At 48.6% G+C, this 25,818-nt stretch carries 22 protein-coding genes; 8 read left to right on the top strand and 14 right to left on the bottom strand.

What is annotated here, in order from left to right; all coding sequences use genetic code 11:
• Positions 1–57 precede the first annotated feature (57 nt).
• The gene (gene gltB, locus AC58VC_RS22550) at positions 58–4,650 is read right to left on the bottom strand and encodes a glutamate synthase large subunit (RefSeq protein ID WP_497371551.1); all 4,593 of its coding nucleotides are present in this window, start codon (positions 4,648–4,650) and stop codon (positions 58–60) included.
• Positions 4,651–5,065: 415 nt separating this feature from the next.
• Between gltB and AC58VC_RS22545 the strand changes: the two genes are divergently transcribed.
• From AC58VC_RS22545 to AC58VC_RS22525, 5 genes are all read left to right on the top strand, one after another.
• A complete protein-coding gene (locus AC58VC_RS22545; protein ID WP_497371549.1) occupies positions 5,066–6,043 on the top strand; it encodes an HD domain-containing protein in 978 nt (325 codons plus the stop codon).
• A gap of 45 nt (positions 6,044–6,088) precedes the next feature.
• Positions 6,089–6,667, top strand: coding sequence for a thymidine kinase (locus AC58VC_RS22540; protein ID WP_497371547.1), 579 nt, complete (start codon positions 6,089–6,091; stop codon positions 6,665–6,667).
• 76 nt (positions 6,668–6,743) lie between these two features.
• Positions 6,744–7,925, top strand: a complete 1,182-nt coding sequence (locus AC58VC_RS22535; protein ID WP_497371545.1) for an MGDG synthase family glycosyltransferase — start codon at positions 6,744–6,746, stop codon at positions 7,923–7,925.
• Positions 7,926–7,949: 24 nt separating this feature from the next.
• Positions 7,950–8,462: a hypothetical protein gene (locus tag AC58VC_RS22530; RefSeq protein ID WP_497371543.1), complete on the top strand. Its 513-nt coding sequence runs from the start codon at positions 7,950–7,952 to the stop codon at positions 8,460–8,462.
• A gap of 56 nt (positions 8,463–8,518) precedes the next feature.
• Positions 8,519–9,247 (top strand): polysaccharide deacetylase family protein, encoded by a 729-nt coding sequence (locus tag AC58VC_RS22525; RefSeq protein ID WP_497371541.1) that lies wholly within the window; start codon positions 8,519–8,521, stop codon positions 9,245–9,247.
• Here AC58VC_RS22525 and AC58VC_RS22520 read toward each other — a convergent pair.
• Entirely contained in the window at positions 9,244–10,236 is a 993-nt protein-coding gene (locus tag AC58VC_RS22520; RefSeq protein ID WP_497371539.1) for a C40 family peptidase, read from the bottom strand. The genes AC58VC_RS22525 and AC58VC_RS22520 overlap by 4 nt on opposite strands.
• Before the next feature lie 149 nt (positions 10,237–10,385).
• Entirely contained in the window at positions 10,386–11,597 is a 1,212-nt protein-coding gene (locus tag AC58VC_RS22515; protein WP_497371537.1) for a YCF48-related protein, read from the bottom strand.
• A 243-nt stretch (positions 11,598–11,840) separates the two neighbouring features.
• On the opposite strand from AC58VC_RS22515, the gene AC58VC_RS22510 reads away from it, so the two are divergent.
• Positions 11,841–12,842, top strand: coding sequence for a peptidoglycan DD-metalloendopeptidase family protein (locus AC58VC_RS22510; RefSeq protein WP_497371535.1), 1,002 nt, complete (start codon positions 11,841–11,843; stop codon positions 12,840–12,842).
• 26 nt (positions 12,843–12,868) lie between these two features.
• Positions 12,869–13,303 (top strand): bactofilin family protein, encoded by a 435-nt coding sequence (locus AC58VC_RS22505; protein WP_497371533.1) that lies wholly within the window; start codon positions 12,869–12,871, stop codon positions 13,301–13,303.
• 283 nt (positions 13,304–13,586) lie between these two features.
• Here the strand turns inward: AC58VC_RS22505 and AC58VC_RS22500 are convergent, their stop codons facing one another.
• The 7 genes from AC58VC_RS22500 to AC58VC_RS22470 all read right to left on the bottom strand — a co-directional run bounded on the left by AC58VC_RS22500 (position 13,587) and on the right by AC58VC_RS22470 (position 21,164).
• Positions 13,587–14,342 (bottom strand): sugar phosphate isomerase/epimerase family protein, encoded by a 756-nt coding sequence (locus AC58VC_RS22500; RefSeq protein ID WP_497371531.1) that lies wholly within the window; start codon positions 14,340–14,342, stop codon positions 13,587–13,589.
• Complete coding sequence (locus AC58VC_RS22495; protein WP_497371529.1) at positions 14,339–15,280, bottom strand: aldo/keto reductase; 942 nt, start codon at positions 15,278–15,280, stop codon at positions 14,339–14,341. Before AC58VC_RS22495 ends, AC58VC_RS22500 begins: the two co-directional genes overlap by 4 nt.
• A gap of 12 nt (positions 15,281–15,292) precedes the next feature.
• Positions 15,293–16,219: a carbohydrate kinase family protein gene (locus tag AC58VC_RS22490; protein WP_497371527.1), complete on the bottom strand. Its 927-nt coding sequence runs from the start codon at positions 16,217–16,219 to the stop codon at positions 15,293–15,295.
• A gap of 31 nt (positions 16,220–16,250) precedes the next feature.
• Positions 16,251–17,270, bottom strand: a complete 1,020-nt coding sequence (locus AC58VC_RS22485; protein ID WP_497371525.1) for a LacI family DNA-binding transcriptional regulator — start codon at positions 17,268–17,270, stop codon at positions 16,251–16,253.
• Positions 17,271–17,393: 123 nt separating this feature from the next.
• Positions 17,394–18,305, bottom strand: a complete 912-nt coding sequence (locus AC58VC_RS22480; protein WP_497371523.1) for a carbohydrate ABC transporter permease — start codon at positions 18,303–18,305, stop codon at positions 17,394–17,396.
• Positions 18,306–18,380: 75 nt separating this feature from the next.
• Complete coding sequence (locus AC58VC_RS22475; protein ID WP_497371521.1) at positions 18,381–20,111, bottom strand: extracellular solute-binding protein; 1,731 nt, start codon at positions 20,109–20,111, stop codon at positions 18,381–18,383.
• A gap of 93 nt (positions 20,112–20,204) precedes the next feature.
• Positions 20,205–21,164: an ABC transporter permease gene (locus tag AC58VC_RS22470; RefSeq protein ID WP_497371519.1), complete on the bottom strand. Its 960-nt coding sequence runs from the start codon at positions 21,162–21,164 to the stop codon at positions 20,205–20,207.
• 236 nt (positions 21,165–21,400) lie between these two features.
• On the opposite strand from AC58VC_RS22470, the gene AC58VC_RS22465 reads away from it, so the two are divergent.
• The gene (locus AC58VC_RS22465; protein ID WP_497371517.1) at positions 21,401–21,715 is read left to right on the top strand and encodes a hypothetical protein; all 315 of its coding nucleotides are present in this window, start codon (positions 21,401–21,403) and stop codon (positions 21,713–21,715) included.
• A 188-nt stretch (positions 21,716–21,903) separates the two neighbouring features.
• On the opposite strand, the gene AC58VC_RS22460 is transcribed toward AC58VC_RS22465, so the two are convergent.
• The 4 genes from AC58VC_RS22460 to AC58VC_RS22445 are packed head-to-tail and all read right to left on the bottom strand — an operon-like array spanning position 21,904 to position 25,769.
• Positions 21,904–22,929, bottom strand: coding sequence for an ABC transporter substrate-binding protein (locus AC58VC_RS22460; protein WP_497371515.1), 1,026 nt, complete (start codon positions 22,927–22,929; stop codon positions 21,904–21,906).
• A 14-nt stretch (positions 22,930–22,943) separates the two neighbouring features.
• On the bottom strand, positions 22,944–23,708 hold the full coding sequence (locus AC58VC_RS22455; RefSeq protein WP_161407932.1) for an ABC transporter permease: 765 nt from the start codon (positions 23,706–23,708) through the stop codon (positions 22,944–22,946).
• Positions 23,641–24,480 carry an ABC transporter ATP-binding protein gene (locus AC58VC_RS22450; protein WP_497371513.1) on the bottom strand — a complete coding sequence of 280 codons (840 nt, stop codon included), beginning with the start codon at positions 24,478–24,480 and terminating at the stop codon, positions 23,641–23,643. The genes AC58VC_RS22455 and AC58VC_RS22450 overlap by 68 nt, the downstream gene beginning before the upstream one ends.
• A 41-nt stretch (positions 24,481–24,521) precedes the next feature.
• Positions 24,522–25,769: a DUF445 domain-containing protein gene (locus AC58VC_RS22445; RefSeq protein WP_497371511.1), complete on the bottom strand. Its 1,248-nt coding sequence runs from the start codon at positions 25,767–25,769 to the stop codon at positions 24,522–24,524.
• Positions 25,770–25,818 lie beyond the last annotated feature (49 nt).

Genomic DNA, 25,818 nt, shown 5'->3' with positions numbered 1-25,818 from the left:
CCCTCCTAAGAGTTTTGCTTCAACAAAACTTACGCCGTAAGCCTCTGCTCTGATTCGTTAGTTCCCACCGACACGGGAAACATCCCGCATATTCGCCTCGAAAGCAACCATGATTGCCTCTTGCTGGCCAAGTCCGGATCGTTTCACCTTCTCGATGGCATCAAACATCCGCTTGTAGTCCTTCGGTATCACCTTCACGAACTTCCAAACGTATTCATCCCAGTGCTGTATGACGCGGTGGGCAACGCTGCTATCCGTAAATGTAGCATGATGCTGAATCATCGTTCTCAGTTCATTCATTTCAAAAGCTTCCTCGACCTGCTCAAGATGGATCATCTCTTTGTTCACCTTGTCGGCAAAATCGCCTTTCTCATCGAGTACGTAGGCAATTCCACCTGACATCCCTGCCGCAAAGTTACGGCCAGTCGAGCCTAGAACAACAACACGGCCGCCTGTCATATATTCACAGCCATGATCGCCGACGCCTTCGACAACTGCGCGTACACCGCTGTTTCTAACACAGAAACGTTCACCAGCAATGCCTCGAATGTAGGCATCACCATCTGTAGCTCCATAGAAAGCCGTATTTCCAATGATCACATTCTCTTCTGGGATAAAAGTGGACTGGGCAGGCGGGAAAATAACAATCTTGCCGCCGGATAACCCTTTGCCCACATAGTCATTCGCATCTCCTTCAAGGGAGAGTGTAATCCCCTTCGGCACAAAAGCGCCAAAGCTTTGCCCGGCTGAGCCGTTAAAATGTAAGCGAATGGTATCGTGCGGCAAACCTTCCACGCCATGACGGCGCGTCACTTCACTGCCGATGATTGTGCCGACCACACGATTCGTGTTAGCGATGTCCATGCTCACATGCACATGTTCCTTACGCTCAATCGCGGGTTCGCAGACCTCAAGCAGCTTGCTAACGTCCAAAGAGCGATCCAAGCCGTGGTCTTGCGCCATTTGGCAGAATCGACCCACATCCTCACCGACATCCGGCTGGTGCAGGAGCGGCGATAAATCAACGCCTTTGGCTTTCCAGTGCGCTACAGCTTGCTTGGACTCAAGCACATCTGTGCGGCCAACCATTTCCTCAATGGTGCGGAAGCCAAGCTCAGCCATCAGCTCACGCACATCCTGCGCGATGAAGGTCATGAAATTCACAACATGCTGCGGATCGCCGGCAAATTTCTTGCGAAGCTCCGGATTTTGCGTAGCCACGCCAACCGGACAAGTATCCAGATGGCACACGCGCATCATCACGCAGCCGATGGTAATCAGCGGAGTTGTCGCGAAGCCGAACTCCTCGGCACCGAGCAGCGCAGCAACGACAACGTCGCGCCCTGTCATCAGCTTGCCATCCGTCTCGACGGTGATACGGCTGCGCAGGTTGTTGAGCACGAGAGTCTGATGCGTCTCCGCCAGACCTAGCTCCCACGGCAGTCCCGCGTGACGAATACTCGTCTGCGGCGACGCGCCCGTTCCTCCGTCGTAGCCGGAGATGAGGACCACGTCCGCTTTCCCTTTGGCTACGCCGGCGGCGATCGTGCCAACCCCAACCTCGGATACCAGCTTAACGCTGATTCGTGCACGCGGGTTGGCATTCTTGAGATCGTGGATCAGCTCTGCGAGATCCTCGATCGAATAAATATCGTGATGCGGCGGAGGTGAAATCAAGCCTACGCCTGGCGTAACGCCGCGAACCTCAGCTACCCAAGGGTAAACCTTGGTGCCTGGGAGCTGACCGCCCTCGCCGGGCTTCGCGCCCTGCGCCATCTTGATCTGAATCTCGTCGGCATTGACGAGATAATGGCTCGTGACGCCGAAGCGGCCGGACGCCACCTGCTTGATCGCGCTGCGGCGAAGGTCGCCGTTCGCATCCGGCGTGAAACGCTCCGGATGCTCGCCGCCCTCGCCGGTGTTGCTCTTGCCGCCGATGCGGTTCATCGCGATCGCAATCGTCTCATGCGCTTCTTTGGAGATGGAGCCGTAGGACATGGCTCCGGTCTTGAAGCGCTTAAAGATCGATTCGATCGGCTCCACCTCTTCGATCGGGATCGGTTGACGGCCTGCCTTGAAGGTTAGCAGCCCGCGTAAAGCCATATATTTCTCATCTTCACGCTTGATGAGCTTCGTGAAGTTCTTATACTGGGCGTAACTGTTCGTACGAACCGCTGATTGAAGGGCATGCACCGTTTCCGGTGTATACAGATGGTCTTCCCCATCTCGGCGCCACTGCAGATCACCACCGGTATCGAGCACCTTATCGCGTCCCTCTTGCTCAGAGAAGGCTCGCTTGTGGCGAAGCACCGCTTCTGTAGCCACAACATCGATACCTACACCGCCAACCGGCGTATAGGTCCATGTGAAATACGCATCGACCAGCTCTTGGCTGAGCCCGATCGCTTCGAATATTTGTGCCCCACGATAACTTTGAATCGTGGAAATGCCCATTTTCGCCAAAACTTTGACGACGCCTTTGGTCACTGCCTTAATGTAGTTGTAAGTTGCTTTATCATGATCCATCCCAACAAGCTGGTTGCGTCTGATCATGTCATCTAACGTTTCCAAAGCCAGATACGGATTGATCGCGCCTGCACCATAACCAAGCAGCAAAGCAAAATGATGCACTTCGCGCGGCTCGCCGGACTCGACAAGCAAGCTGACTTTGGTCCGTGTGCCTTGGCGAATCAAATGGTGATGCAGTCCTGACGTTGCTAGCAGCGCGGGAATTGGAGCCTTTTGGATGTCAACGCCGCGATCTGAAAGGATTAACAGGGAAGCGCCGTCCTGGATGGCTGTATCTGCGGCCGCATAAAGAGCTAGCATCGCGCTTTCCAAGCCTGTGGTACCTTGAGCGGCCTCAAACAGTGTAGGCAGCGTTACTGTTTTAAAGCCGTCACGCTGAATATGACGCAGCTTCGCCAGTTCTTCATTAGAGAGGAATGGCGTTTTCAAACGAATCTGGCGGCAGCTCGCCGGCTCAGGGCTTATTAGATTGCGTTCTGGCCCAATCGTTGTCCCCTGCGCTGTGATAATTTCTTCGAAATTCGCATCGATCGGCGGATTCGTGACCTGCGCGAACAACTGTTTAAAGTAGTTGTATAACAGCTGCGGCCGGTCGGACAGCACAGCCAGCGGTGCATCTGTACCCATAGAGCCGATAGGGTCTACGCCTGTTTTGGCCATAGGCTCAAGAATTTTGCGCAGCTGCTCAAATGTATATCCAAAAGCTTGCTGACGCTGCAAGACCGTGTCATGATCGGAACCAAGCACGATAGGCGCATCGTCCAAATCCTCGAGTGAAATGAGATGCTCGTTCAACCAATCGCGATAAGGCTGCTCGCTGGCAATGCCGCTCTTAATTTCTTCGTCAGCTACAATGCGGCCTGCTACGGTATCAACAAGCAGCATGCGCCCTGGTCTGAGGCGATCTTTGTACAAAATTCGTTCAGGCTCAATGTCCAAGACACCAACTTCTGAGGCCAAAACGATCAAATCATCCGTAGTGACATAATAACGTGATGGACGCAAACCGTTGCGATCAAGGATAGCGCCGATCTGACTGCCGTCCGTGAAGGCAATTGCCGCCGGTCCATCCCATGGTTCCATGAGTGTGCTGTGGTACTCGTAAAATGCTTTTTTGGCATCATCCATAGACTCATGCTTGGACCACGGCTCAGGCACCATCATCATCGCTGCATGCGGCAGTGAGCGTCCTGACAGCATGAGGAATTCGAGTGTATTATCAAACATTTGTGAATCGGAGCCGTCCGTATCAATAATAGGAAGAATGCGTTTGAAATCTTCGCCAAATAGTTCCGAATCGCACATCGCCTGACGCGCATACATCCAGTTCACATTTCCACGCAAGGTGTTGATTTCACCATTATGAATCAGGTAGCGGTAAGGATGCGCACGCTCCCAGCTTGGGAATGTGTTCGTACTGAAACGGGAGTGAACGAGCGCAAGCGCAGACTCTACCTTCTCGTCCTGCAACTCCACGTAGTAAGCGTCGACCTGCTCAGGCGTCAACATCCCTTTATAAACGATTGTTCGGCTAGACAAGCTAGAATAGTAAAATTGCGCATCCTGAAGCGACGATTTGATAGCGTTTTCAGAAAGTTTACGTATGACATATAGCTTCCGTTCAAAATCGAGATTGCTCGCCACACCCGCACTTTCTCCAATGAATACTTGACGTACGAAAGGTTCTGCCGACTGTGCGGATTCTCCAAGTGAGCTGTTATCCGTAGGAACAGTTCGCCAACCTAAGAATTGCTGATCTTCCTCGCTAACAATGCGCTCAATGATTTTCTCGCATGCTTGGCGTGCCTCCAGATCCTGAGGCAAATAGACCATACCTACACCATAGTGACCTGCTGCAGGAAGCTTGATGTTCTCCTCCGCACAAGCAATCTGGAGATACGCATCCGGAATTTGCATCAAAATTCCCGCTCCGTCGCCTGTGTTTTGCTCACTGCCTTGACCACCGCGATGATCTAAATTGCAAAGTACACGAAGCGCTTGCTTGACGATTTCATGCGACTTAACACCTTTAATATTGGCTACAAAGCCAATACCGCAGGCATCACGCTCGAACTGAGGATCGTACAATCCTTGCTTGGGAGGTAACCCGTTTTTGGTCATGTTGTGCAACCTTTCTTTTCTGGTTTTTGGACTCACTTTGTCCAATGTACGCTTTAAAGTATTGAACTGTCGAAACATGGTGGCGCCTATTCCCATCCAAATATATTGAATAATACAAATTGATGAAATAGTCTCAATATTTTTTATATTATATTAACACCAGAAATAGTATAGTTCAATCTAAATGTAAAGGTTTTCATTTTAATATTTTTATAAGATAGTCCTAAAAAAAGGAAGTGGCGGGTAAGGATGACCTTCTGCCTCCTTATTCATTGGATTTGCAGCTTGTCGTGCATGTTTTACGGTGCCTTTTCATACGCTCATGATAGCAAACTTTCTATGTTTCATGCTATGATAGCTAATGCGCTGAAATGAAATATACATCCAGATTCCACAGCCTAGGAGGAACGCTGCTTTGAGTCTACAGCATACTTTTTCGACTGGGATGATTTGGGAGCCCCTTTATAAGTGGCACATACCAGCCCATCCGGTTGAAGTCCAGCTTTTCCGATCGCAGCCGGTTCGCCGTTTGAAGTTTTTGCATCACTTCGGAGCTTCCGCGCTTTTTTCACCAATGACCCATTCACGGTTCGAGCACACAGTAGGTGTGTGGTCCTTGATGGCCCATTTTTGCCCGGATGAACCTTTGCTTCGCATTGCTGCACTTTTGCATGACATCGGCCATTTGCCCTTTTCGCATGCGGTGGAACGAACACTCGGTTATGACCACCATCAACATACAGAGCGATTGATCCTGAATGGAACAGTTGCTGACATCCTGACTGAGCATGGTATCTCCCCAGCGGCGATCGTGTCCATTTTGAATCAGGACAGCCCTCTAACGAATAAAACTTCCTTGATGGGTCTTGATCATCTGGACAGTTTTCTGCGGGATACTGCCTATGCAGGGCAGCAGCTCATGCCGCCTTCTGATCTCGTCCGAAAGCTTCGCCTTCGCGGGAATTATATAGAAACAGATGAAGAAACGGCGGCAGCCCTCGTTCATGCAGTCGTGGAAGACCACCGTATTTTCCTTAGCCCACCGTTCCTTGCCATGGATGCGCTGCTCGCCAAAGCGGTTGCTCATCACTGCGAAACGAACCCGGGCATGAAAGAACGACTTCCATCCTTATTGGATCATGAGCTCATTCAGGAGCTATTGCAAAGTGCAAACCCTATAGCTAGGGACACGATGAATGTCTTGATGTACGAACCCCATCGTATTCAGATTACAGAAGAGCCAGTTAAAGGCAGTATAGAAGTCAGTATTCGTAAAATATACAAGAAACAGCCGCTGATCGGCGACAAACCAGCTTCGGAAACAAGCTTCCAAGCTGCCGTGATATTAGAAGAGCTTCAATCTCTTTCAGCTACTTATTTTTTTAACATATAGTCATACATCCATTCGATCCTAGACCTACAGAGGGGACTGGCCAGCTTGGCAAAATTATATTTCCGTTATGGTACGATGAACAGCGGTAAATCCATTGAAGTACTGCGCGTTGCGCATAATTATGAAGAACAAGGTAAAAAAGTTCTCCTTTTGACCTCCGTCGTTGATGACCGTTTTGGCGTTGGCAAGGTCGTATCTCGAATTGGTATGCAAAAGAATGCCATTGTTGTAGACGATAACTTGGATATGATTGAACTCGCGCAAGTTGAGTCTCCCAACTGCATTCTTGTAGACGAGGCTCAATTCTTGAACAAACAACAGGTCGCTCAGTTGATCACGATTGTCGATGATTTGAACATCCCTGTTATCGCGTATGGCTTGCGGGCGGATTTCATGGGGCAACTCTTTGAAGGAAGCACTGCGCTGATTGCAGCAGCCGACACGATTGAGGAAATTAAGACGGTCTGCTGGTACTGCGATAAGAAAGCGATCATGAACATGCGCTGCAAGGACGGAGAGCCTATTTTCCATGGTGAGCAGATTCAAATTGGCGGCAATGAGAGTTATGTCCCTGTCTGCCGCAAATGCTACGCATCGAAGCTGAAAGCAACGCTTAGCGTCTAACTTGCAGGGATTTACCCGCAAATTACGTCTGATCTACGAATAAGATTGATATGGTTGTCAAAGAAAGGTGAGTTCCTTGCGAAAAAAACGGATTTTGCTCTTTTCTGAGGGCTTCGGGAAAGGTCATACACAAGCTGCACACGCTCTTTCCGTTGAGCTGAGACAGAACTCTTCGGAAATTATTACGCGTGTTATTGAGCTCGGCGCATTTTTGCACCCTACCCTTGCACCTTGGATCTTCTCGGCATACCGCCGCACGGTTACTTCACAACCCAAACTCTATGGTATGCTTTACCGCAATCAATATGAAAAGTCGCTGGGCCGTTTTGCTGGGCTTTTCCTGCACCGGATGTTTTATTCCCAAACCAAAGCGATCATCCAGCAACTCAAACCGGATATTATCGTGTGTACGCATCCTTTTCCGAGCATCATCGTTTCTCGTTTGAAACGTGCCGGACTTACGGTACCTCTGTTCACCGTCATCACCGATTATGATGTGCATGGCACTTGGATTGACTCTGCTGTAGACAAATACCTTGTCTCTACGCCGAAAGTGCAGGAGCGTCTAATCGCTCGCGGCGTACCGGAGACGAACATCGAAGTCACAGGGATTCCCGTGCACCCTGATTTCCATCTCGAACATAGCAAAGTGCAGACCCGCAAGCAGTTCGGGCTTAACGCCATGCCTACGGTGATGGTGATGGGCGGCGGCTGGGGTGTTTTTAAAAAGGAAGAAAAAGAAGAGTTGCTAACGTATTTGGCCAGTTGGAGCAAGGATATACAGCTTCTCATTTGTCTTGGGACGAACGAGAAAGCGCGCCAGCAGCTGTTAGAGGAAGAGATTTTCCGACAGCCGAATATCCATCTGATTGGGTACACCAATGAGATTAATAAGCTGATGGACATTTCGGATTTATTGATCACCAAACCTGGTGGGATGACCTGCACAGAGGCTATGGCCAAAGGCATTCCAATGCTGTTCTACAGCCCTATTCCAGGGCAGGAAGAAATGAATTGCCAGTATTTTCAGGATCAAGGTTACGGTCAAATGATTACATCGCTCGAAATGGTCGACCACTGGTTCAAGCTGCTGCTGGAGCAGTATCCCGAGCTCTCGAAACGCCGCATCACGATCCGCAAGCATCAGAAGTTCGGTGCCCAAGATTGCTCTAGAGCGATCATTCAGTATTTAAAGTTATCCGACCAACGCCCCTATCGGCAGGCATCAACAACAACACCGCTCATACAATGGTATTAACCATGTATAGGGCGGTGATTTTTTTTGGACCCCTTGAAACGTTTCGGCAAGCAGACGATCTTTGTTTATTTGCTCGCATGGTTCATCGGCAGTCTCTGGATGATGGCTGTGCTCGGCAGCGGGTCCGTTCAGGGTAAGCTGTTAGGTGTTGACGTAAGCCTGTACCATGAATACGCCTGCTTTGGCTTTGCTGGTGCTTTGGGTGGAGCGTTATACGGCCTCAGGATGTTCCACGAGCATTATCACGACCTGACCCCGCAGTGGATGTACTGGTATTTCATGCGGCCTATCCTCTGTTTCGGTTCTGCTATCATCACCATCGTCCTATTCGAAAGCGGCATTATGCTGCTGCAGGTTGACGATTCCATGTCCGCACGAATCTCTATCGCTTTTTTGACCGGATACGGGTATGGTAAATTTATGGAAAAAATCAAGGCACTTACGACTACTTTTTTCAATGGAAATGGAAACGGGAATGGAAGTACGAACGGAAATGGGAATGGCAGTGGAAACGGGAGCGAACCGCCGAAATCTTGAATTCCTTTGAGGGTAATTGGAAACGCTACTTGTACCAAATCAACGAAGGAGACATCATGAGAATCTTTGCAGCTTTGTGTATTTGCTTGTTGTTGATGCAGCCAGTAGCAGCCAGTGCCGCTCCTAAAAAAGACCGCACCTACTATGAAACACGTGGGGAAATTGTCTGGGAAGTCAATACGGATGAGAAGGTGATTGCCCTTACCTTCGATGACGGCCCACATCCTAAGTATACGGCTCAAGTTCTAGAGCTACTTAAGCAATACGACGCGAAGGCGACTTTTTTCGTTGTCGGCAACAAAATCCAGCTCTATCCTGATGTTCTGGAACAAACAGCTCGAGAAGGTCATGAGATTGCTAATCATACATATAGCCATGCCTATATCGGGCGAAATACTAACATCAAGAAAGAACTGAACACGACGGAAGAGCTGATTGTTGCGAAAACAGGAACGCGTGCACAATTGTTTCGGCCGCCTGGGGGCTTCTACAACGAGCGTCTTGTGTCTGTCGTTAAAGATGAGGGCTACAAAATGATTATGTGGAGCTGGCAGCTGGATACGAAGGATTGGGATACTCCGGGGGTCAATCGTATTGTGAACACGGTGCTCAAAAATGCGAAAAATGGGAACATCGTTCTGTTTCATGACTATATTGAAGGCCCAACGCAAACCATCGCAGCCTTGAAGATTATTTTGCCTGAATTAAAAAACAGGGGATACAAGTTAATCACCGTATCGGAGCTTCTGGGTTACAACAAAGCCATCCCCGCAAAAATTCATTAAGACAACACGCGTTTAGCCTTAACGAAGCGATCTTTCCAAACGGCATCCAGTTCCGAGACGGTGACACCGATGCCTGGACGGAAGGTATGCAAGATAAGTCCGTTACCCATATAGACCGCCACATGGCCAATCTGTTCGGTACCTTCTTTGTTTTTTCGCTTGGGCGTGGTGAAAAACACGAGATCGCCCTCGCGCAGTTCATCGAGGGACACCTCGGTCCCTCGCTCACTTTGCAGTCCGACATCACGCAGCAAGCTTACCTCTTGGGTCGCAAATAGGTATTGGAGGAAGGAGGAACCGTCGAACGTGTCCGTTTGACCTTCCTTCGCTCCGAACACATAAGGGGTTCCAAGGAAACTCATTCCTTTGACAATGAGGGCGTCAGCTTCACGCTTCCACGTTGACGTTGCATCCTTGTTATCGGAAGCCGCAGTTTGTTCGTATTGTTCTTTGATTTTCACGATCTCAGCTGAGGCGAGATTCACCTTCTTCACACCCGGAACGGGGTCATCCCCCTCTCGCATTTGTTCAGGCGCAGGCTTATTTATGATAGGTGTCGCAGTCGCAGCAATCATCACAGATGGTGTAGGACTTGCCTGCGGTACTAGGTTCTCTTGCGCTGCTGCCGTTGCAACTGGAGCCGCTGTGGGACTCTCCACTTCATTAGGTAAGACCGCAGGCGGTGTGAGGCTTGGAGCTGCTGCTTTGGGTGTCGCTGAAGGCTTCGCAATTGGCTTAGCTGTCCGCGCCGGAGTTGATGTGGAAGTTGCTGTCTCCACCATCCCCTTCGTTATAGGCGTTGCCGAGGGAGTTATTTCTGGAGTCGCCGATTCGGCCGGTTGTGTTGGTTCTGTTGTTATCGTCTTATGATCGTTCGTATTCATATTTGCCGCATTCAGCGCCATATTTTCTGGATTTTGCACGGTAAAACCAATAAGCACGACAAGTGCAATGACTAGCGTGGAAATTGTATATTTAGGGGCTAGCATGTCTGACCTCCTGTGTATGTGCAAAAATAGCAAGTCTACACATACCATTCTCACCCCACCCCCGAGGTCAGGGGGTCGTAATCATTGGAATTTCATGGATGAGAGAAAAAGCCTTACCGTTAGCAGTCAGCTTCCGGTAAGGCTTTTTGTTATTTCGGTGCATCGAAGGTATGCACCTTCGTCCAGTTCACACCACCTGTGCCGGTGGTGTACATCACGCTGGGCTGCTCATTGTCATTCGTGATCAGCCAGCCTTGATTCGCATCTGCCATGCCTAGCAGAAGCTCGCCGTAACCCGTGAACGTCTCTTTGCCGTTCACCCAAGTTTTGCCGCCGTCCTTCGTCCATCCGACGGAGTTCGGCTTGTCGCAGCTCGGGCACTGGCCGCCCATGAAGGCTACGTCGGGACTTACGACGTAGAGCGGCCCTGGCTTCGAGCCCGTGTTTTTCGGCCCTGCGGTATCCCCTGCAGGGATGCCAGGGGCTGGCCCGCCTCCAGCGGTGCTGTTCGCGAGTACCGTCTGCCAGGTCTTCCCGCCGTCCTTCGTGTGAAACAAGGAGTACGAAGTTTGAGACATCCCTGATTCACCGATCAACTCAACCCAAGCATCGTTCGCTCCGGCGGAACGAATGACTGCGCCTGTGAGGTTGGCGGCATTATTGCGGGACATCACGGTGTTCCAAGTTTTGCCCCCATCCTGGGTTCTCACAACCTCCACGGTGCCTTTGCCTTGCTTGACAGCCCACCCGTTACTGGCGTCATGGAAATAGGCATCTCCCGTAGTGCCCTCAGGTACAGGCATATTTGTCCACTTTACACCGCCATCCACGGTATGTGCATTCCCGCTGAACGCTTCCCCATTCGATACAAAATGAAAGAATGCGGCGTTCGGCATTTTACCGACAGATGCCCAATGTTGGCCTCCATCTTTGGTGCTCAGCAAGCTGCCTTCCGTTCCGACAGTTGCCCAGGCTTCTTTGCCATTCAGAGCAAATAATTGTTTGACATCGCCTTTGCCTTCATATTGAACCTGCCACTTTGCACCACTATCATCTGTATGGGCAATCCAGCCGTTGCCGCCAATCCAGCCGGATTTGGCATCCGCTAAGCGGACAGCCGTCACCCCGGTCATAGCTACTTTCGATGGTTTATCACTGGTTCCTGCTACAGGTGTCCCAGAGGGAGTTGTCGTTTGATCCGTTGGTTGTATGGTTGGTTGTGATGTTGGTTGTGATGTTGCAGTCGCTGTCGACTGCGGAGAATCAGAAACATTCACAGCTCCATTCGTTGTTCCGGACGACTCACATCCGGTAAACGTCATAACAGCTAAGGCCAAAATAGGTACATATTTTTTCAACATCATCTTCACTCCTTCCATTTCTTGTAGTGCGCCACTCTTCCCTATAGACGTAGCTTTTCATAAAAAAGTTGAGTTCGGGGACATGCTGCTACACCCAAATTAATACCCAAAATTAGTATGTCCTGCATCCGGTCATTCATTGGAATATTCTCACAAAATAATAAATTAGGCATGACTCATCTTCTTTACGAATACAATCCAATCAAGGAGGGGGGACTTTATTACGGAAAGGAAGAGGATCGGTTGAGATTCATCTGGGGTAAAAAAGAACTAACCTTCATGATCATTCCGGGCGCCAACCGCCGTACCGTAAGATTCAAGCTTCCGCACAGTAGCTTGTATATTGTGCCTAGCGTGATCCTGCTCGTGCTGATTGGTTTTTTTGTCACGATTTACTTCATGAATACCTACTCCCATCAAACAAAAGAAAACTTGCAGCGAACGTTCGATGGACAAGAGCGCCAACTAGTTGATCAAATTACACTTAAAGATAATGAACTTGAGCAGCTTCAAACTAATTTGATTGACTTATCCCAGCAAGCAGATGAGTTCAAGAGCAAGCTCGAAGAAATTAAGAAACTAGATCATGTCATACAGTTAATGAGCCAATCAGAGGAACCAAACAGGACAAGCAAAAAGCTGTCCGCTTTAAGTGATTCCGCTTCTGAAACAGATGTCGGAGGCAACGAGGTCCCAGTCACTTCTCAGGAGGTGACTCAGCTTGTTAGCAGCACCAAACAGGGGCTTTCTAGCTTAGTCGGGGATATTAACGCACTGCTTATTAATCTCAGCGAGTCAGAAGCGCGATTGCAGCAAGCCGACTATTTGCGGAGCATCACGCCAACCCTCTGGCCCATCACGACGCATAGTCTTACTTCGGGCTTCGGCATTCGCAGAGATCCCTTCACTGGCAAGCCGTCCATGCATACGGGTCTTGACCTTGACGGCGAGTTAGGTGACCCCGTCTATGCAACTGCTTCAGGCAAAGTAATCGAAGCCAGCTTCGACAATGAGTACGGCAACCGTATCCTTGTCGATCATTCGCGCGGCATTCAAACTGGTTATATGCATCTGAATAAAATGCTCGTTAAACGCGGAGAATCAGTAACAAAAGGTCAACTGATCGGCCTACTTGGTTCCACAGGACGAAGCACGGGTTCCCATCTGCATTACGAGGTACAGAAAAACCGTGTCCCCATTGACCCAACCCCTTATCTAATAACCAATAGAAAGGATGAACGCTAATGCTTGGAAGCTCAAAATCGAAGCGCATGGATACGAAAACAACGGACACATTGATCGGAGGCAGCACCATCTGCGAAGGTAAAATCATGTCCGAAGCCAGCCTTCGGATCGAAGGCCAGCTGCATGGCGACATTGAATGCGCTGGCGATATCACGATTGGCGAAAATGCTGTCGTCCAATCCAACATCCTGGCGCGCGACGTCATCATCGCGGGCAAAGTGAAAGGCAACATCCAGACCAAAGGCAAGCTCATCGTCACTAGCTCCGGCGTGCTGGTGGGCAATATCGATGTCCGCTCCTTCATTATTCAGGAGGGAGGGATCTTCCAAGGCAGCAGCGCGATGCAGATCGCAGCGGTGAGCGACAAAGGCAGTGGCAGTGGCAGCGGCGGTAAGGTCATCGATGCGCAGGCGCATAAGCAGCATAAAAACGAGCAGCAGGCTGCTTCGGGCGGAAATTAATAAGGACTGTCCTCCAAAGAATACAACCTTCTTTGGAGGACAGTCCTTATTTGCGTTTGCCTGTGGGAACTACAGGTCGCTATTTCTGTTAAATCGGCTAAATTGCGATACCAAGAGAACTACAGGGTCTTATTTCGCCTAAAAACCTACATTTCAGCCGAAATTAGAGAAATAGAGGATCATAGTTCCTCTCATCGGCCGCAGGGTCGATTTCCACTGAAATAGAGAACCACAGTTCCCAATATCTTATATCTCGTAGCTCGTAGCTCATAACTCGATCAACCTAAACCAATTTTTTCTCCAGCTCCAACAAATGAGCTAAGCTGATTGCCAGACTATCCATAGGGCTGCCTGGGCAGTAATCCTGCTCAACAGCGAACCATTCAACCCCGTTTTGCAATCCCCACGTCAGTATAGGCGCAAAATCGATCAGTCCTGTACCGATCTCGGCAAAATATTGCCTTCCGTCTGCCGTCATATCCTTCAAATGAAGAATCGGCATACGAAATGCATACTGGCTGAAGAAGGACAACGGATCTTGACCCGCTTTTTGGACCCAATAGGTATCGATTTCCGGATAAACAGCTGGGTCTTCGAGCAAATATTCGAGCGCAAACTTTCCTTCCATCATCGTATGAAATTCAAAATCATGATTATGGTAACCAACACGATAGCCTAAGCTGCTTACCTTAGAAGCAACTTGATGCAAATCGTTGCGCACGCTGAGATAACCTTCCGGGTTTTGCAGCCCATTTGGCAAGGAGTGACAGATCAAATCTTTGGTATCGAACAGCCTTGCTTCCTCCAATACAGCCTCAAGATCGTTTTTCATCCGCTCTAAGCCAACATGCATGCCTGCGGTACGCAGTCCTGTTTCCTTCATAACTGCAGCAATGTCTGCAGCAGGATACCCATGCAATCCGTCGATTTGAACGGCTGCCCACCCCATCTTCTTTAACTCTCTTAACACGTTTGGAAAGTCCTGTTTAAGCTCATTTCTTACTGTATACAACTGGGCTGCCAGCTTGTGTCTAATCATTTCGCAGCTCCCTCCCGTTCTAGATTTAACCAAGCAAGCTCATCTGGCGTAAACTGAATATGCATAGCTTCAATAGAAGATTGAAGTTCATCAGGATTTCTCGGGCCAATGATAGCACAAGTCGGAAAAGACTGATTCAACACATAAGCTAACGCAATTTGAATCGGGCTGACGTTCTTATCCGCGGCAAGCTTAGTGGCGCGGCGATAACGCTCCCAATTGTCAGCGTTATAGTAAACCCTAACCATTTCAAGATTTTCCTGATGGTCCGGCGTAAAATGACCCGAGAAAAAACCTCCTGCCTGCGAGGACCATGCAAGGAGCGGCAGTTGATTGTGCCCATGCCAAGCGCAGGTGTCTCCATCTGCCGATACACAGCCCTCCCATCTGGGCTCGTTTGGCTTAGCTAGGCTTAGATTTGGACTGCTGAATGTAAACCCGATCAACCCATGGGAGGCTGCGTAATCATTGGCTTCCTGGATACGCTCAAAGGACCAATTTGAAGCTCCGATAGCCCGGACGCGCGATGCCTGAATATGTTCATTTAATTCTTCCATTATCGGGCCTACTGCTGCATGAGGATCATCGCGATGGAGAGCGTACAAGTCCACATAATCCGTACCTAATCTGTCCAAACTCTCCAACAGATCCTTTCGGATTGCCTGTGGATTCACCCTCGGACCAGGGCTGCCATCGTCATGATGAGCCCCCTTCGTGAGAATGACGACCTGCTCACGGAGCTTCTTTTCCGCAAGCCACTGGCCAAGAATGACCTCTTTATTCCGATATTGATGAGCTGTGTCGAAGGTGTTCCCTCCAGCGCGAATATAAGCATCAAGCATCATCCGTTCCGGCTCTTCCAATTTCCTCAAATCCCCAGTACCCATGATCAAGCGCGAGATGGCTTTGTCCACACCCTGTATATGCATAGCCTTCATCCAGATTCCTCCTCACTGATTTTGCTTGATAAAAGCCTCTAACCCTTCTCTGTCTGGTGTACCTGTGCTGCCGCCGTAAGCTCCAACTGACAAAGCTCCGCATACATTGCCGTACAGCAGACATGTCTCCACATCAAGCCCGGTCAAAAAGCCATACATATAGCCAGCGTTAAATGAATCCCCCGCCCCCGTCGTATCTATGACTGCCACCGAGAATCCGGGACTGTTCGTTTGCAAGCCGTCTTTCATCGCTGCGGCCCCCTTAGGTCCAAGCTTAACGACGATGTGACGACAGAAGCCCGACATATAGCTTAAGCTTTCATCAATCTGCTCCAAACCTGTATAATGCAGAGCTTCCGTTTCATTCATCAGAAAAACGTCCACATATTGCATTAACTCGAAAATGCCCGAATACCACTCTCCGGTATCATCCCATCCTACATCGCAAGAAAGGGTAACTCCTGCTTCTTTCAATCTCTTAGCCATTTCCACGAATTCCATATGGTTGCGCCGTCCCCTATAGCCAGTGACATGTACATGTTTGCCTAACGCGATTTGAGCTACATCCAACTCCTCAACATGCATCTCAGCATTGGAGCCCACGTAGGTAATAAAGGAACGATCCTGTTCAGGATTAATGGCAATTGTGATACCAGTACGACTTGTTTCGCTTGTCCGGATCATTCTGGTATCGATACCATATCCGGTAAAACGATCCCGGATATAATGACCGTAGCCATCATCTCCAAGAACACCGTCGAATGCGACATCCAGACCTAACTTGGCTAATGCAATCGTAAATAAAGCTGCACCTCCACCAACATGCATCATCATATTATCTACGAAAATTTCTTGTCCGGGTTGAGGGATTTGATTACAGCCCACTACCACGAGATCAATATTGGCATCGCCGATGACTACCGCATCAAACTTTTTCACTCCGCTCTCCCTCTTCCGCTCTGTTCTCTGCCTATCTCTCTTGCTGATATGCCTTACAGCTGTCACGTACGACGAGCTTGTGTCCCAATATCAAATCTTCCCGCGGACTGGAAGCAGGATCTGTGATAATTTCAATCATCGTATGAACCGTAATTTTCCCCATATCTTGAATGGGCTGCTCCATAGAGGTCAACCTCGGGCGTACGAGTTCCGTCAGTTGACTTCCGTCAAAGCCAATAATAGATATATCATCGGGAACTTTAAGTTGATGGTCGTGTATACAGTTCATAGCCCCTACTGCCATATCGTCACTCACTGCAAATAAAGCAGTAGGACGAGGTTCACATGCCAGCAGTTCCTTCATCAGGTCATACCCGCTTTGTGTTTTATAGTCGCCAAACCGGATATAATCGTTGAACATTCTGACTCGCTGATCTTTCAGAGCATTGCGATATCCTACATAGCGGTTCTGCCCTGAGGTAACATCTCTCATATCCCCGCCTATAAAAGCAATTCGCTCATGACCGAGCTCCGTTAAATACTTGGTCGCATCATAAGCCGCCTCGTAATCATCGATAATGACAGAAATGAACTTATGATCTACAGGTCTTACGCTTGAAAAAATGATTGGAATATCCAATTTATGAATGAAGCTGCGAATTTCATCGCTTAACTTCTCATGCATAATAATGATGCCGTCTACACGCATCTCATGAAAGACATTCAAATATTTCAGTTCTTTATCCGTATCCTCAATAATGTTGCAGACCAGCAGGTTGTAATCATTCAAGCTCGCCGTTTCCTCGATGCTGCTCAAGATCGTCGAATAGAAGCTTGAGGTTAGATCGGGGACAATAACACCAATCAGGTTCGTTTTCTTCCGTACCAAGCTCCTCGCGATATGACTGGGTGCATAACCAAGTTCCTCAATCGCTTGTTTCACTTTGGCCTTCAGATCATCCTTCACGTATTTCTCTCCGTTTAATACCCTAGAAACCGTCGTGACGGATACTCCCGCTTTTTGGGCTACATCTTTAATTTTTGGCGCCATGATTATCATCCTTCCTAACTCGCAACCTAGAACATTTTTCTCTGTTTTTCGACAGAACCATATTTATACATTTTATCACACATTGAGCATGACGAAGGTCATGAATTATTCTGTTTGCAGCGTTTATTCTTTGACCGATCCAATCATGGCTCCCTTTGCAAAATATTTCTGTATAAATGGATAGGCCGCAATAATTGGCGCTACAACCACGATAATCGTCGCCATTTTCAACGAATCGCCCGTTAGCTGCATCCTTTCAAGCATTTGAAATTGGTTCGAGCCTGCTGCCTGCATCAGGGATTCCCGAATGGCATCTTGTTTGGTCAACATCTCCTGCAGCAAGGTAGACAAAGGTCTCAGCGATGCGGTTCTGACAAAAAAAGCACCCGTGAACCAATCATTCCAATGACTCACAGCTGTAAATAAGGAGATTGTTGCTAGCACAGGTTTACTTAACGGCATAATAATTCGCATGAAGATGCCAAAATCGCTGCAGCCGTCTAGCTTCGCCGACTCCTCCAGACTGATGCTGATTTGCTGGAAAAACGTGCGCATAATAATCAAATTCCATGCACTGTACAACCCTGGAAGGACATAAACCCAGATGGTATTCGTCAAATGCAAACTCTTGAGCAGCATGTAATAAGGAATAATACCACCAGAGAACAGCATCGTGAAGAAAACCATCAGCGTAAAAAATCGGACGCCCGGCATCGTCTTGCTTTTTAACGTATACGCTGCCATTGCTGATAGAAATACGCCTGCAATCGTACCCAAAGCCGTACGAAATATAGAAATGGCAAATGCTCTGCCGATATTAGCCGACGTAAATACTTCACGGTAATTTTCTAGCGTCCACACGCGGGGCCAGAAATAGATGCCCCCTCTTTCTGCATCCTTTCCTGCGTTAAAGGAAAGTGCCAATATATTCAGAAAAGGAAGCACGATGGACAAGCATAGGAGAATAATTAGGGCATAATTAACGAACTTAACTATTTTCTCACCTGTTGAGATCTTATAGAATTCATTTCCCACGTTAACCTCTCCTCTTACTAAAAGTGCGCTCCCGCCAGCCTTACGGGAGCGCCAGCCTCCCAATTCAACTTTGAACTATTTAAGAATTACTTTCGTTTTAGGATCGCTGTCCTTCTTCTGAAGCAACTCCTCGAATTTGTCCAGACCTGCTGCTTGCAGCTGCTTTTTCGCGGAATCAAGAATTTTCTGCGCTTCATCCATGCTTTTCGCGTAAAATGCGCGAATGATGCTTTCATTATAGTTCGTTAAAGCTGTCTTTAACTCATTGCCAGTAGGAAGCTCATTCATGAATGAAAGCGGGCGATAACCATCGTTAATAAGGGCGTTTTTCTTTTTGTCATCGTAGCCCCAGTAGTCGGCAATTTTCAGAGGTGTCGCATTAGCTTCCGGAGAGACCGCATCGGCATACTGCATCTCACCGAAATCACCTAGTCTGTTAATGTCCGTACTGCCGAGGTAACCTCCCCAGCCATTCCCTACGCCGTCAAAGCCCAGTTCTTTGGCCGCCTTTGGATCTTTGTTACGAAGCTCTAAAACTTCTTTTTTGACCAATGGATTGCCTTTGGCATCCAGCGTGTAGTCCCTTCCTTCCAGACCGTACTGCCAGATCAATTTCCCTTCACGACTAGCGAGAAAATCAGCGAATTTGACGATGTCCTGTGGATTTTTCGTTGTTTTCGGAATGGACCAGGCCATATACCCGCTTTTATAATCAACGTTCATCCGGTAGGTACCATCCACAGAATGAATAGGTCCAAGCGGGATATAACTCATGTCTTTATTAAAGTCCAGATAGTTATGCATATCGCCGATGATCCCAAATGACCCGTTAATTGCTCCTTCCGTCGCTTTGTTTTCCTGCATGGCGTAGTAATCAGGCACCATCAATTTTTCCTTCAAAAGCTTTTGAACGAACTCAATTCGCTTCATCGGAAATTCTGTTTTACTTTCGTGAACGATTTTGCCTTCCTTATTCTTGTCAAAACCTTGGTCAATCGCTCCCCACGTTAAATCGCTGAAGAGTGTTCCATTCTCATGATTGCTGTTCCCCCAATAACGAGGTCCAATTGGCAGGATATCTTTACCGTTTTTATCCTTGAAATTACCTTCTTTGATCTTTTGCGCCAGCTCATACACTTGATCCGTTGTTTTAATCGTTCGTGGATCAACGTTTAGCTTCTCGGCAATGTCCTTACGAATATAGGGGCCAGAAACATATTTGCGTTCCTCGTAGCCGCCTTCTCTTTGAACATTCATATGGACAAAATAACTGGAGCCGCTAAATTCCGGTCGAAACATCACGCCATTTTTCGTGTCCAGCGGTAAATATTTATCATCCAAGTATTTGCTGAACACCTTTGTTCCTTTAATAAGAGGCGTTAGATCTGTGAGCATGTCTTCTTTGGCTGCTTTCAAAATGACTGGCATTTCCGGTCGGCCGCTGTTATTGAGATAATAGACGATGAAGTCCGGTAAATCATTGGAAGCCAGCCCGGCAATGAGTCCGTCAATGGCATGCTGGGAATTTACACCCTCCATTTGCAGCGTAATTCCTGTCATTTCCTTTACCTTCTTGGCAATCTCGGGGTTAATATCCTTCGTTATATCATCGCTGTCAATAAATAGTAGTCCCTTAATGGTTCGGTCTGCAATCCAAGTGGCGGGCTTGCCGCTGCTGGCTGCGGATGAAGGTGTCGTAGAAGCTGTATCTCCTCCTGCCGCAGGTTGATCGGAGCTTTCACAACCTGCTAGCAGCAAGCTTGCGGCTAACGGCATGGTCACCCATTTAATCCATCTTTTGCTCATCCCATACTCCCCTTTTCCATTAAATATTATGAATAACACCTGGCGGTGATCTTCAACACTCTAACTGTCGAAAAGTGAAAGATTCTGGTATCGCTACCATATTGACTCGTCAAAAAACTTTTTCGAAGCTCGGTTCGCAGCCACAACAAGAATTAAACCGATAATGCCTTGCATCAAACCAACAGCCGTTGCATACCCGTATTGCCCATTTTGAAGTCCTACCCGAATAATATAGGTATCAAGGATATCTGCCAGTTCCATATTGCCAGGAGTTCGCATGAGATAGATTTGATCAAACCCTGCCTGCAAAATGTTACCCAGCGATAAAATAAACAAAATGGATATCGTTAAGCGAATACCCGGCAAGGTAACGTGCCAGATTTCGTGCCATTTATTTGCGCCATCAATTTTGGCAGCCTCATGCAGTTCAGGATTAATGCCAGCAATAGCGGCCAAATAAATGATAGAATCCCAGCCAATACTCTGCCAGATATGACTTCCAAACATGAGAGGATAAAAGTACTTGCTTTCCATCATGAAAAACGTACTTCCATCTCCGCCGAAAAATCGAATCACCTCGTTGAGCAGCCCTGTATCCGGAGCAAGTACCCGCTGCATAAGGCCGATAACGATAACCCAAGAAAGAAAATGCGGCAGATACGAAATGCTCTGCGTGATTCCTCGAAATCTCCGATGTCTGATCTCATTAAACATCAATGCAAGCAGAATTGGAAAAGGCAATCCCACGAAAACTTTAATGCTGCTAATCATCAATGTGTTTTTAATTAACTTCCCACTTTGGTAGTCGTTAAAAAATGCTTTGAAATACGTGAGTCCCACCCAAGGACTACCCAGGATACCCTTATTAAACTGATAATTCTTAAAGGCTAGCATCAATCCGCCCATGGGGATGTACGAGAAAATAACGAAAAACACAATACAGGGAAGGAGCATGAGATACAAATGCTTGTGCTGCCGTATTCGCTTTCCCAGATCAGCATTTCTCTTCTTCACCGCAGCACTGACACCAGCTTGCGGCAGATTCGTTTCCATGTCATGACCACCTTCCTATCGCGTTCTCTTTTTTCTGGAATCGATTCCAGATTACCCTCAAATAAAATCCTCTTGATGAGGATTAGGTTTAAGTAAACGATTTCTGGTATCGCTTCCATATGGGATTAATGCTAGTATAGTTGAGTTGGTTATTTTTGACAACACCTTTTTTGAGGGTTTCTCGCTCGGTCGGCGCGAATGGCTTTTTACTGTGAGACGGCCTTTTGAGACGTCTCATGATATGTTCAGGCCATCTTGGCTTGCGAGACAGCCTTTTTCGACTGCTCGCGCGGCAAAATGCGCTGCACGGGCGGGCTTTTTACCGTGAGACGACCTTTTGGGACGTCTCACTAGGATCTCCAGGCCTTCTCGGCTTGCGAGACGGCCTTCTTCGACTGCTCGCGCGGCAATATGCGCTGTGCGGGCAGGCTTTTCACCATGGAACAGTTCGCCCTGAGGGCCCTTTTGGTGTAAACCTACCTTTCGTTCATAAGAACGAATTAATAGCCAAGTTAAATGTGCTTATTCCCCCTAACTATCGAGGTATCTAGTGAAATAAGACCACAGATCATGCTTATCTTCCGCCTAACCTAACATTTCCTGCTCAATAACGAACAATAAGCTACAGTAGCTTGCTTAATTATCTATATCAGCAGCAATTGTAACAAATAGGAACTTTTAACTGCATTAAAAAAAGCCCGTACCCCATCCAGATTCGGATCGATACAGGCCTCTTCCCCTATTTCCCACTCTTCACTTCTTCAAGCATGGATAAATCAACAAACTTGCGTAGATCAAGTTCATCTTCCTTAATGCCCTTCATATATCGGGCAGCGATCGAGACCTTCGCCATCTCCTCCATCACCTTGACGTCAACATCCGTGGTGAGCTTCAGACGGCTAAGCGAGGCCTTGATCAAGCTTTTGTCCATTCCTTTGCCGCTGTACTGCTTCAGCTGGTTGTTGATAAGCTCATAGGCTTGCTCCGGACTGTTCTGAATGAACGCGATGCCGTCCATATTGGCTTTGATCGCGCCCTTTACAATATCGCGGTGACGCTGGATCAACGAATCGCTCGCCACCATAATGACCGTCGGATAATCGCCATGATTCGGCGGGATCGCCTGCCAGTCGACGACAACCTTGCCGAGCCCTACCTTCTCAATCTGCGTCCCCCATGGCTCGGGAACAAGCGTCGCGTCAATTTCCTTCTGTCGGAAGGAAATGAGCGCATCCGACGGAGAGCGCACGATGAGATGCGCGCTTCCCGTGTCTCGTCCTAAGGAAATGCCTTCTTGCTGAAGCAGCATCCGCAGTGAAATCTCATTCGTATTCCCTTTGGACGGGATCGCGATTGTTTTATCTACCAAATCTTTAACGCCATTAATTCCTGCGCCATTACGGGCAACAAGCACCGCACCGCCATTATTGGAGCCGGAAACGACCCGATAGTTCCCGCTTTTCAGGAAAAATGTTATCGCAGGTCCGGGACCTACGAAGCCCACATCGATATCTCCTGTCGCCATTGCAATGGATAAGTCAGAGCCGTTATCGAAGGCTGTGACCTCAATTTTCACCTCATCGCCCCATTCACGGGCGAAATAGCCTTTTTCCAGTGCGATATAGGCTGCAGCATGTGTGACATTTTTAAATACACCAACCCTGACCACCTGCGGCTTACCAGAAGCAGTTAGCTTCTCCTCACAGGCGCTCAGCGTCATAACTACGAACAAAAGCAGCAGCAGCATCCATGCTTTTTTTCTCATGCAACCGCTCCCTGCTAAGACTTCGAGCCGGCGAGGCCGTAGCGCTCCAGCACTTTGTCTTCTAGTTTCTTGAAGCAGAAATGATCAGAGACCGTGCCCAGCACAGCGATAATAATGACGATGCACAGCATCAGTGAAGTATCGCCCAAATTACGCCCGTCCTGCAGCAGCTGACCGAGCCCTGCCCCTTTGGCAATAAGCTCCCCCGCAACCAGGGCGCGCCAAGCAAAAGCCCAAGCCGTACGCACACCGTTGATTAAATGCGGGAACGCCGCTGGAATCATGATCTGCACGAACATTTTATACCCATTGCCAGTTCCCATTGTCTGTGCAGCGCGCAGGTAAATCGGCGGAATATTTTTGATTCCTGTGCGGCTTGCAAGCGCCATCGTCCAGGTCGCGCCAAGCGTCGTAATGAAAATAACCGAGGATTCGTTAAGACCGAACCAAATAATGGCAAAAGGCAGCCAAGCAATACTTGGAATAGTCTGCAGCGAAACGACCAAAAAGCCCAGCGTATCATCCAGCAGACGGTAACGTGCGAATAGAAAACCTAATGTCGTCCCAATCGCAAGCGATAGGGCGAAAGAGACCAATAACCGGATCATACTGGCCAAGGTCGCCGCCAGCAGCTCGCCATGTACCAATCCGTCATAAAAAGCTTGCAGCGTCTGGGTCGGAGAGGGAAATTTCCAGCCCCAATCAAACAGCCTAAATCCCGCCTCCCAAGCTATCAGAAGCAGTACCAGAAAAATCGTTCTTCTTAATGCGGTACTCATCACCCGTCTCCTCCCTTACCACCTTCTCAAGCTCATCCGCCAGCGCATCCATGGCTGCGTTCTCCACATGATGCAGCAGCGGATCTGCGGTATCCCGGGGTCTTGCCGCCTGCACGGTGAACTCCTTCTTAATCGTGCCAGGGCGTGTGGACATGACGACAACTCGGTCTGATAGAAGGACCGCTTCCCGAATGTTGTGGGTGATGAAGAGAATCGTTTTACGCGTCCGCATCCAGATTTCTTCCAATTCCTTATGTAAAATAAGGCGTGTCTGCTCATCTAACGCCGCAAACGGCTCATCCATGAGCAAAATCTCAGGATCCATCGCCAGCGCTCTGGCAATCGCTGCCCGCTGCTTCATCCCTCCGGATAGCTCATGTGGGTAACGATCTGCAAAGCGGCTAAGATGCACCGATTTGATCTGCTCCATAGCGAGCTCATGGCGCTCTTTTTTGGGAATGCCCTTCTGTTTGAGGCCGAATGCCACATTGTCCAGCACAGTAAGCCATGGGAACAGACCGTGCTCCTGGAACACGACCACACGGTCGGCCCCAGCGCCGGTTACCTTTTTACCATTCACCTCAATCGTGCCTTCCGTTTGTGTATCGAAGCCTGCAACAAGGTTCAGCACCGTCGACTTCCCGCAGCCGGATGGCCCCAGAACGGAGACGAACTCCCCTTTTTTTATCGTTAATGTGATATTGTCCAGCGCCTTGTAATTGCCGCCGATTCGCTGTACGAACGTCTTGCTGACACCTTTCATCTCGATCAAAATGCTTCCCCCCACTCGGGTATGTCCCGTAGTCGTTTATATTAAAAAAGCATCTTTAATCCTGCGAGACCAAGCCCGATGATAAATCCGCAGATCGCACCGTTGACGCGAATCCATTGCAAATCCTTGCCGATCTTATCTTCCATCAGCTCAGTCAGCTTCTCGTTATCGAATTTATCCAGGTTTTCTTTGACGAGCTGACCGATCTTGCTGTGATTTTTCTCCAAATAGGAAGCAATCTGCTCCTGCACCCAAATCTCGCCGCGCTGCAGCAAGGCTTCGTTCTCCTTCACGGATGTAAGCACATTCCGCATGATCGGAACGACATGTACAGGGACAAACTCAGGCTGATCCACGAACTCTTCCGCTCTAGCCTTCAGACGTGCAAGGAGTCCTGACAGCTTCGTATCCAGCTCGAACATGTCTGGCAGCTTCGTTTTGAGCGATTCCAACTCGGCCAAAAGCTTCGGATTTCTCTCCAGCTTGTTCAGCTCACCCCGAATGAAGGAAAGAACAGCCTCTCTACGCGGATGCTGCTTCGTGCGCATTTGCTCAATGTAGGAAAGCAAGAAGTTCTGGATAATGCCCCCGATCTTCTCCTCATTGACCATCCCGATGAACGCGTTCACGGCAAACGCCATGAAGCCATTGGATTGCAGCCCCTCGAACGCCTTGAGCGCCATAGCCCCAAGCTGATCGCGTGTCTCTGCTTTGAATGCCCAAGCTTCCACTTTATCGAGGACAAAATCAAACGTTTTGCCGTCATAACCGCCGTCCTTGACCGTATCGACAAGCGCGCGAACGAGCCGGCTCGTATCCACGTCCTGAAGCGCTTTGCTAATCTCATCCGCGAGCAGCGGTGTTAATTTTTCAAGATCAATAGCGTTTAACGCTTGTTTGGCAAGCGTGCTTAGGCCTTTGTGAAGCGCTTCGCTGTCCAAATGACTTTCCGCCAACTCGAGCCCTCTTTCAAGAAAACGAATTTGCTGCAAACGAGCACGGATGGTTTCTTTGGAAAGCAGCTCATTTTGAACCGTTGAGACAAGCGCGTTCGTAATTTTCTCACGATTCTTCGGCAGCAGCGCTGTATGCGGAATCGGAATGCCCATCGGGTGACGGAACAAGGCGCTAACCGCGAACCAGTCCGCCAAACCGCCTACAACCCCGGCTTCAAAGCCGCCTTGCAGAAAGCCTCCCCACACCGTGGAAGCTACAGGAATTGTAGCCAAAAAGCCTGCTCCCATCACACCTAAGGAGACTGTTGCTATATACTTTGCTTCTTTTTTCATCGTCATAACATCACTTTCTTTCTCGATTTTCAATCGTCATTCGTTCTAT

The organism is Paenibacillus sp. J22R67, assembly GCF_059692175.1.
Note: the sequence above shows the minus strand (reverse complement) of the source record. Positions and strands in the feature narration are given on the sequence as shown.

What these genes read in the sequence shown, in the direction of transcription:
- AC58VC_RS22485 (WP_497371525.1), bottom strand. Translation starts at nt 17,270, where the DNA reads ATGGCGCCAAAAATTAAAGATGTAGCCCAAAAAGCGGGAGTATCCGTC.
- AC58VC_RS22500 (WP_497371531.1), bottom strand. Translation starts at nt 14,342, where the DNA reads ATGATTAGACACAAGCTGGCAGCCCAGTTGTATACAGTAAGAAATGAG.
- AC58VC_RS22470 (WP_497371519.1), bottom strand. Translation starts at nt 21,164, where the DNA reads ATGGAAACGAATCTGCCGCAAGCTGGTGTCAGTGCTGCGGTGAAGAAG.
- gltB (WP_497371551.1), bottom strand. Translation starts at nt 4,650, where the DNA reads ATGACCAAAAACGGGTTACCTCCCAAGCAAGGATTGTACGATCCTCAG.
- AC58VC_RS22475 (WP_497371521.1), bottom strand. Translation starts at nt 20,111, where the DNA reads ATGAGCAAAAGATGGATTAAATGGGTGACCATGCCGTTAGCCGCAAGC.
- AC58VC_RS22445 (WP_497371511.1), bottom strand. Translation starts at nt 25,769, where the DNA reads ATGAAAAAAGAAGCAAAGTATATAGCAACAGTCTCCTTAGGTGTGATG.
- AC58VC_RS22515 (WP_497371537.1), bottom strand. Translation starts at nt 11,597, where the DNA reads ATGTTGAAAAAATATGTACCTATTTTGGCCTTAGCTGTTATGACGTTT.
- AC58VC_RS22505 (WP_497371533.1), top strand. Translation starts at nt 12,869, where the DNA reads ATGGATACGAAAACAACGGACACATTGATCGGAGGCAGCACCATCTGC.
- AC58VC_RS22465 (WP_497371517.1), top strand. Translation starts at nt 21,401, where the DNA reads ATGATATGTTCAGGCCATCTTGGCTTGCGAGACAGCCTTTTTCGACTG.
- AC58VC_RS22525 (WP_497371541.1), top strand. Translation starts at nt 8,519, where the DNA reads ATGAGAATCTTTGCAGCTTTGTGTATTTGCTTGTTGTTGATGCAGCCA.
- AC58VC_RS22460 (WP_497371515.1), bottom strand. Translation starts at nt 22,929, where the DNA reads ATGAGAAAAAAAGCATGGATGCTGCTGCTGCTTTTGTTCGTAGTTATG.
- AC58VC_RS22455 (WP_161407932.1), bottom strand. Translation starts at nt 23,708, where the DNA reads ATGAGTACCGCATTAAGAAGAACGATTTTTCTGGTACTGCTTCTGATA.
- AC58VC_RS22520 (WP_497371539.1), bottom strand. Translation starts at nt 10,236, where the DNA reads ATGCTAGCCCCTAAATATACAATTTCCACGCTAGTCATTGCACTTGTC.
- AC58VC_RS22495 (WP_497371529.1), bottom strand. Translation starts at nt 15,280, where the DNA reads ATGAAGGCTATGCATATACAGGGTGTGGACAAAGCCATCTCGCGCTTG.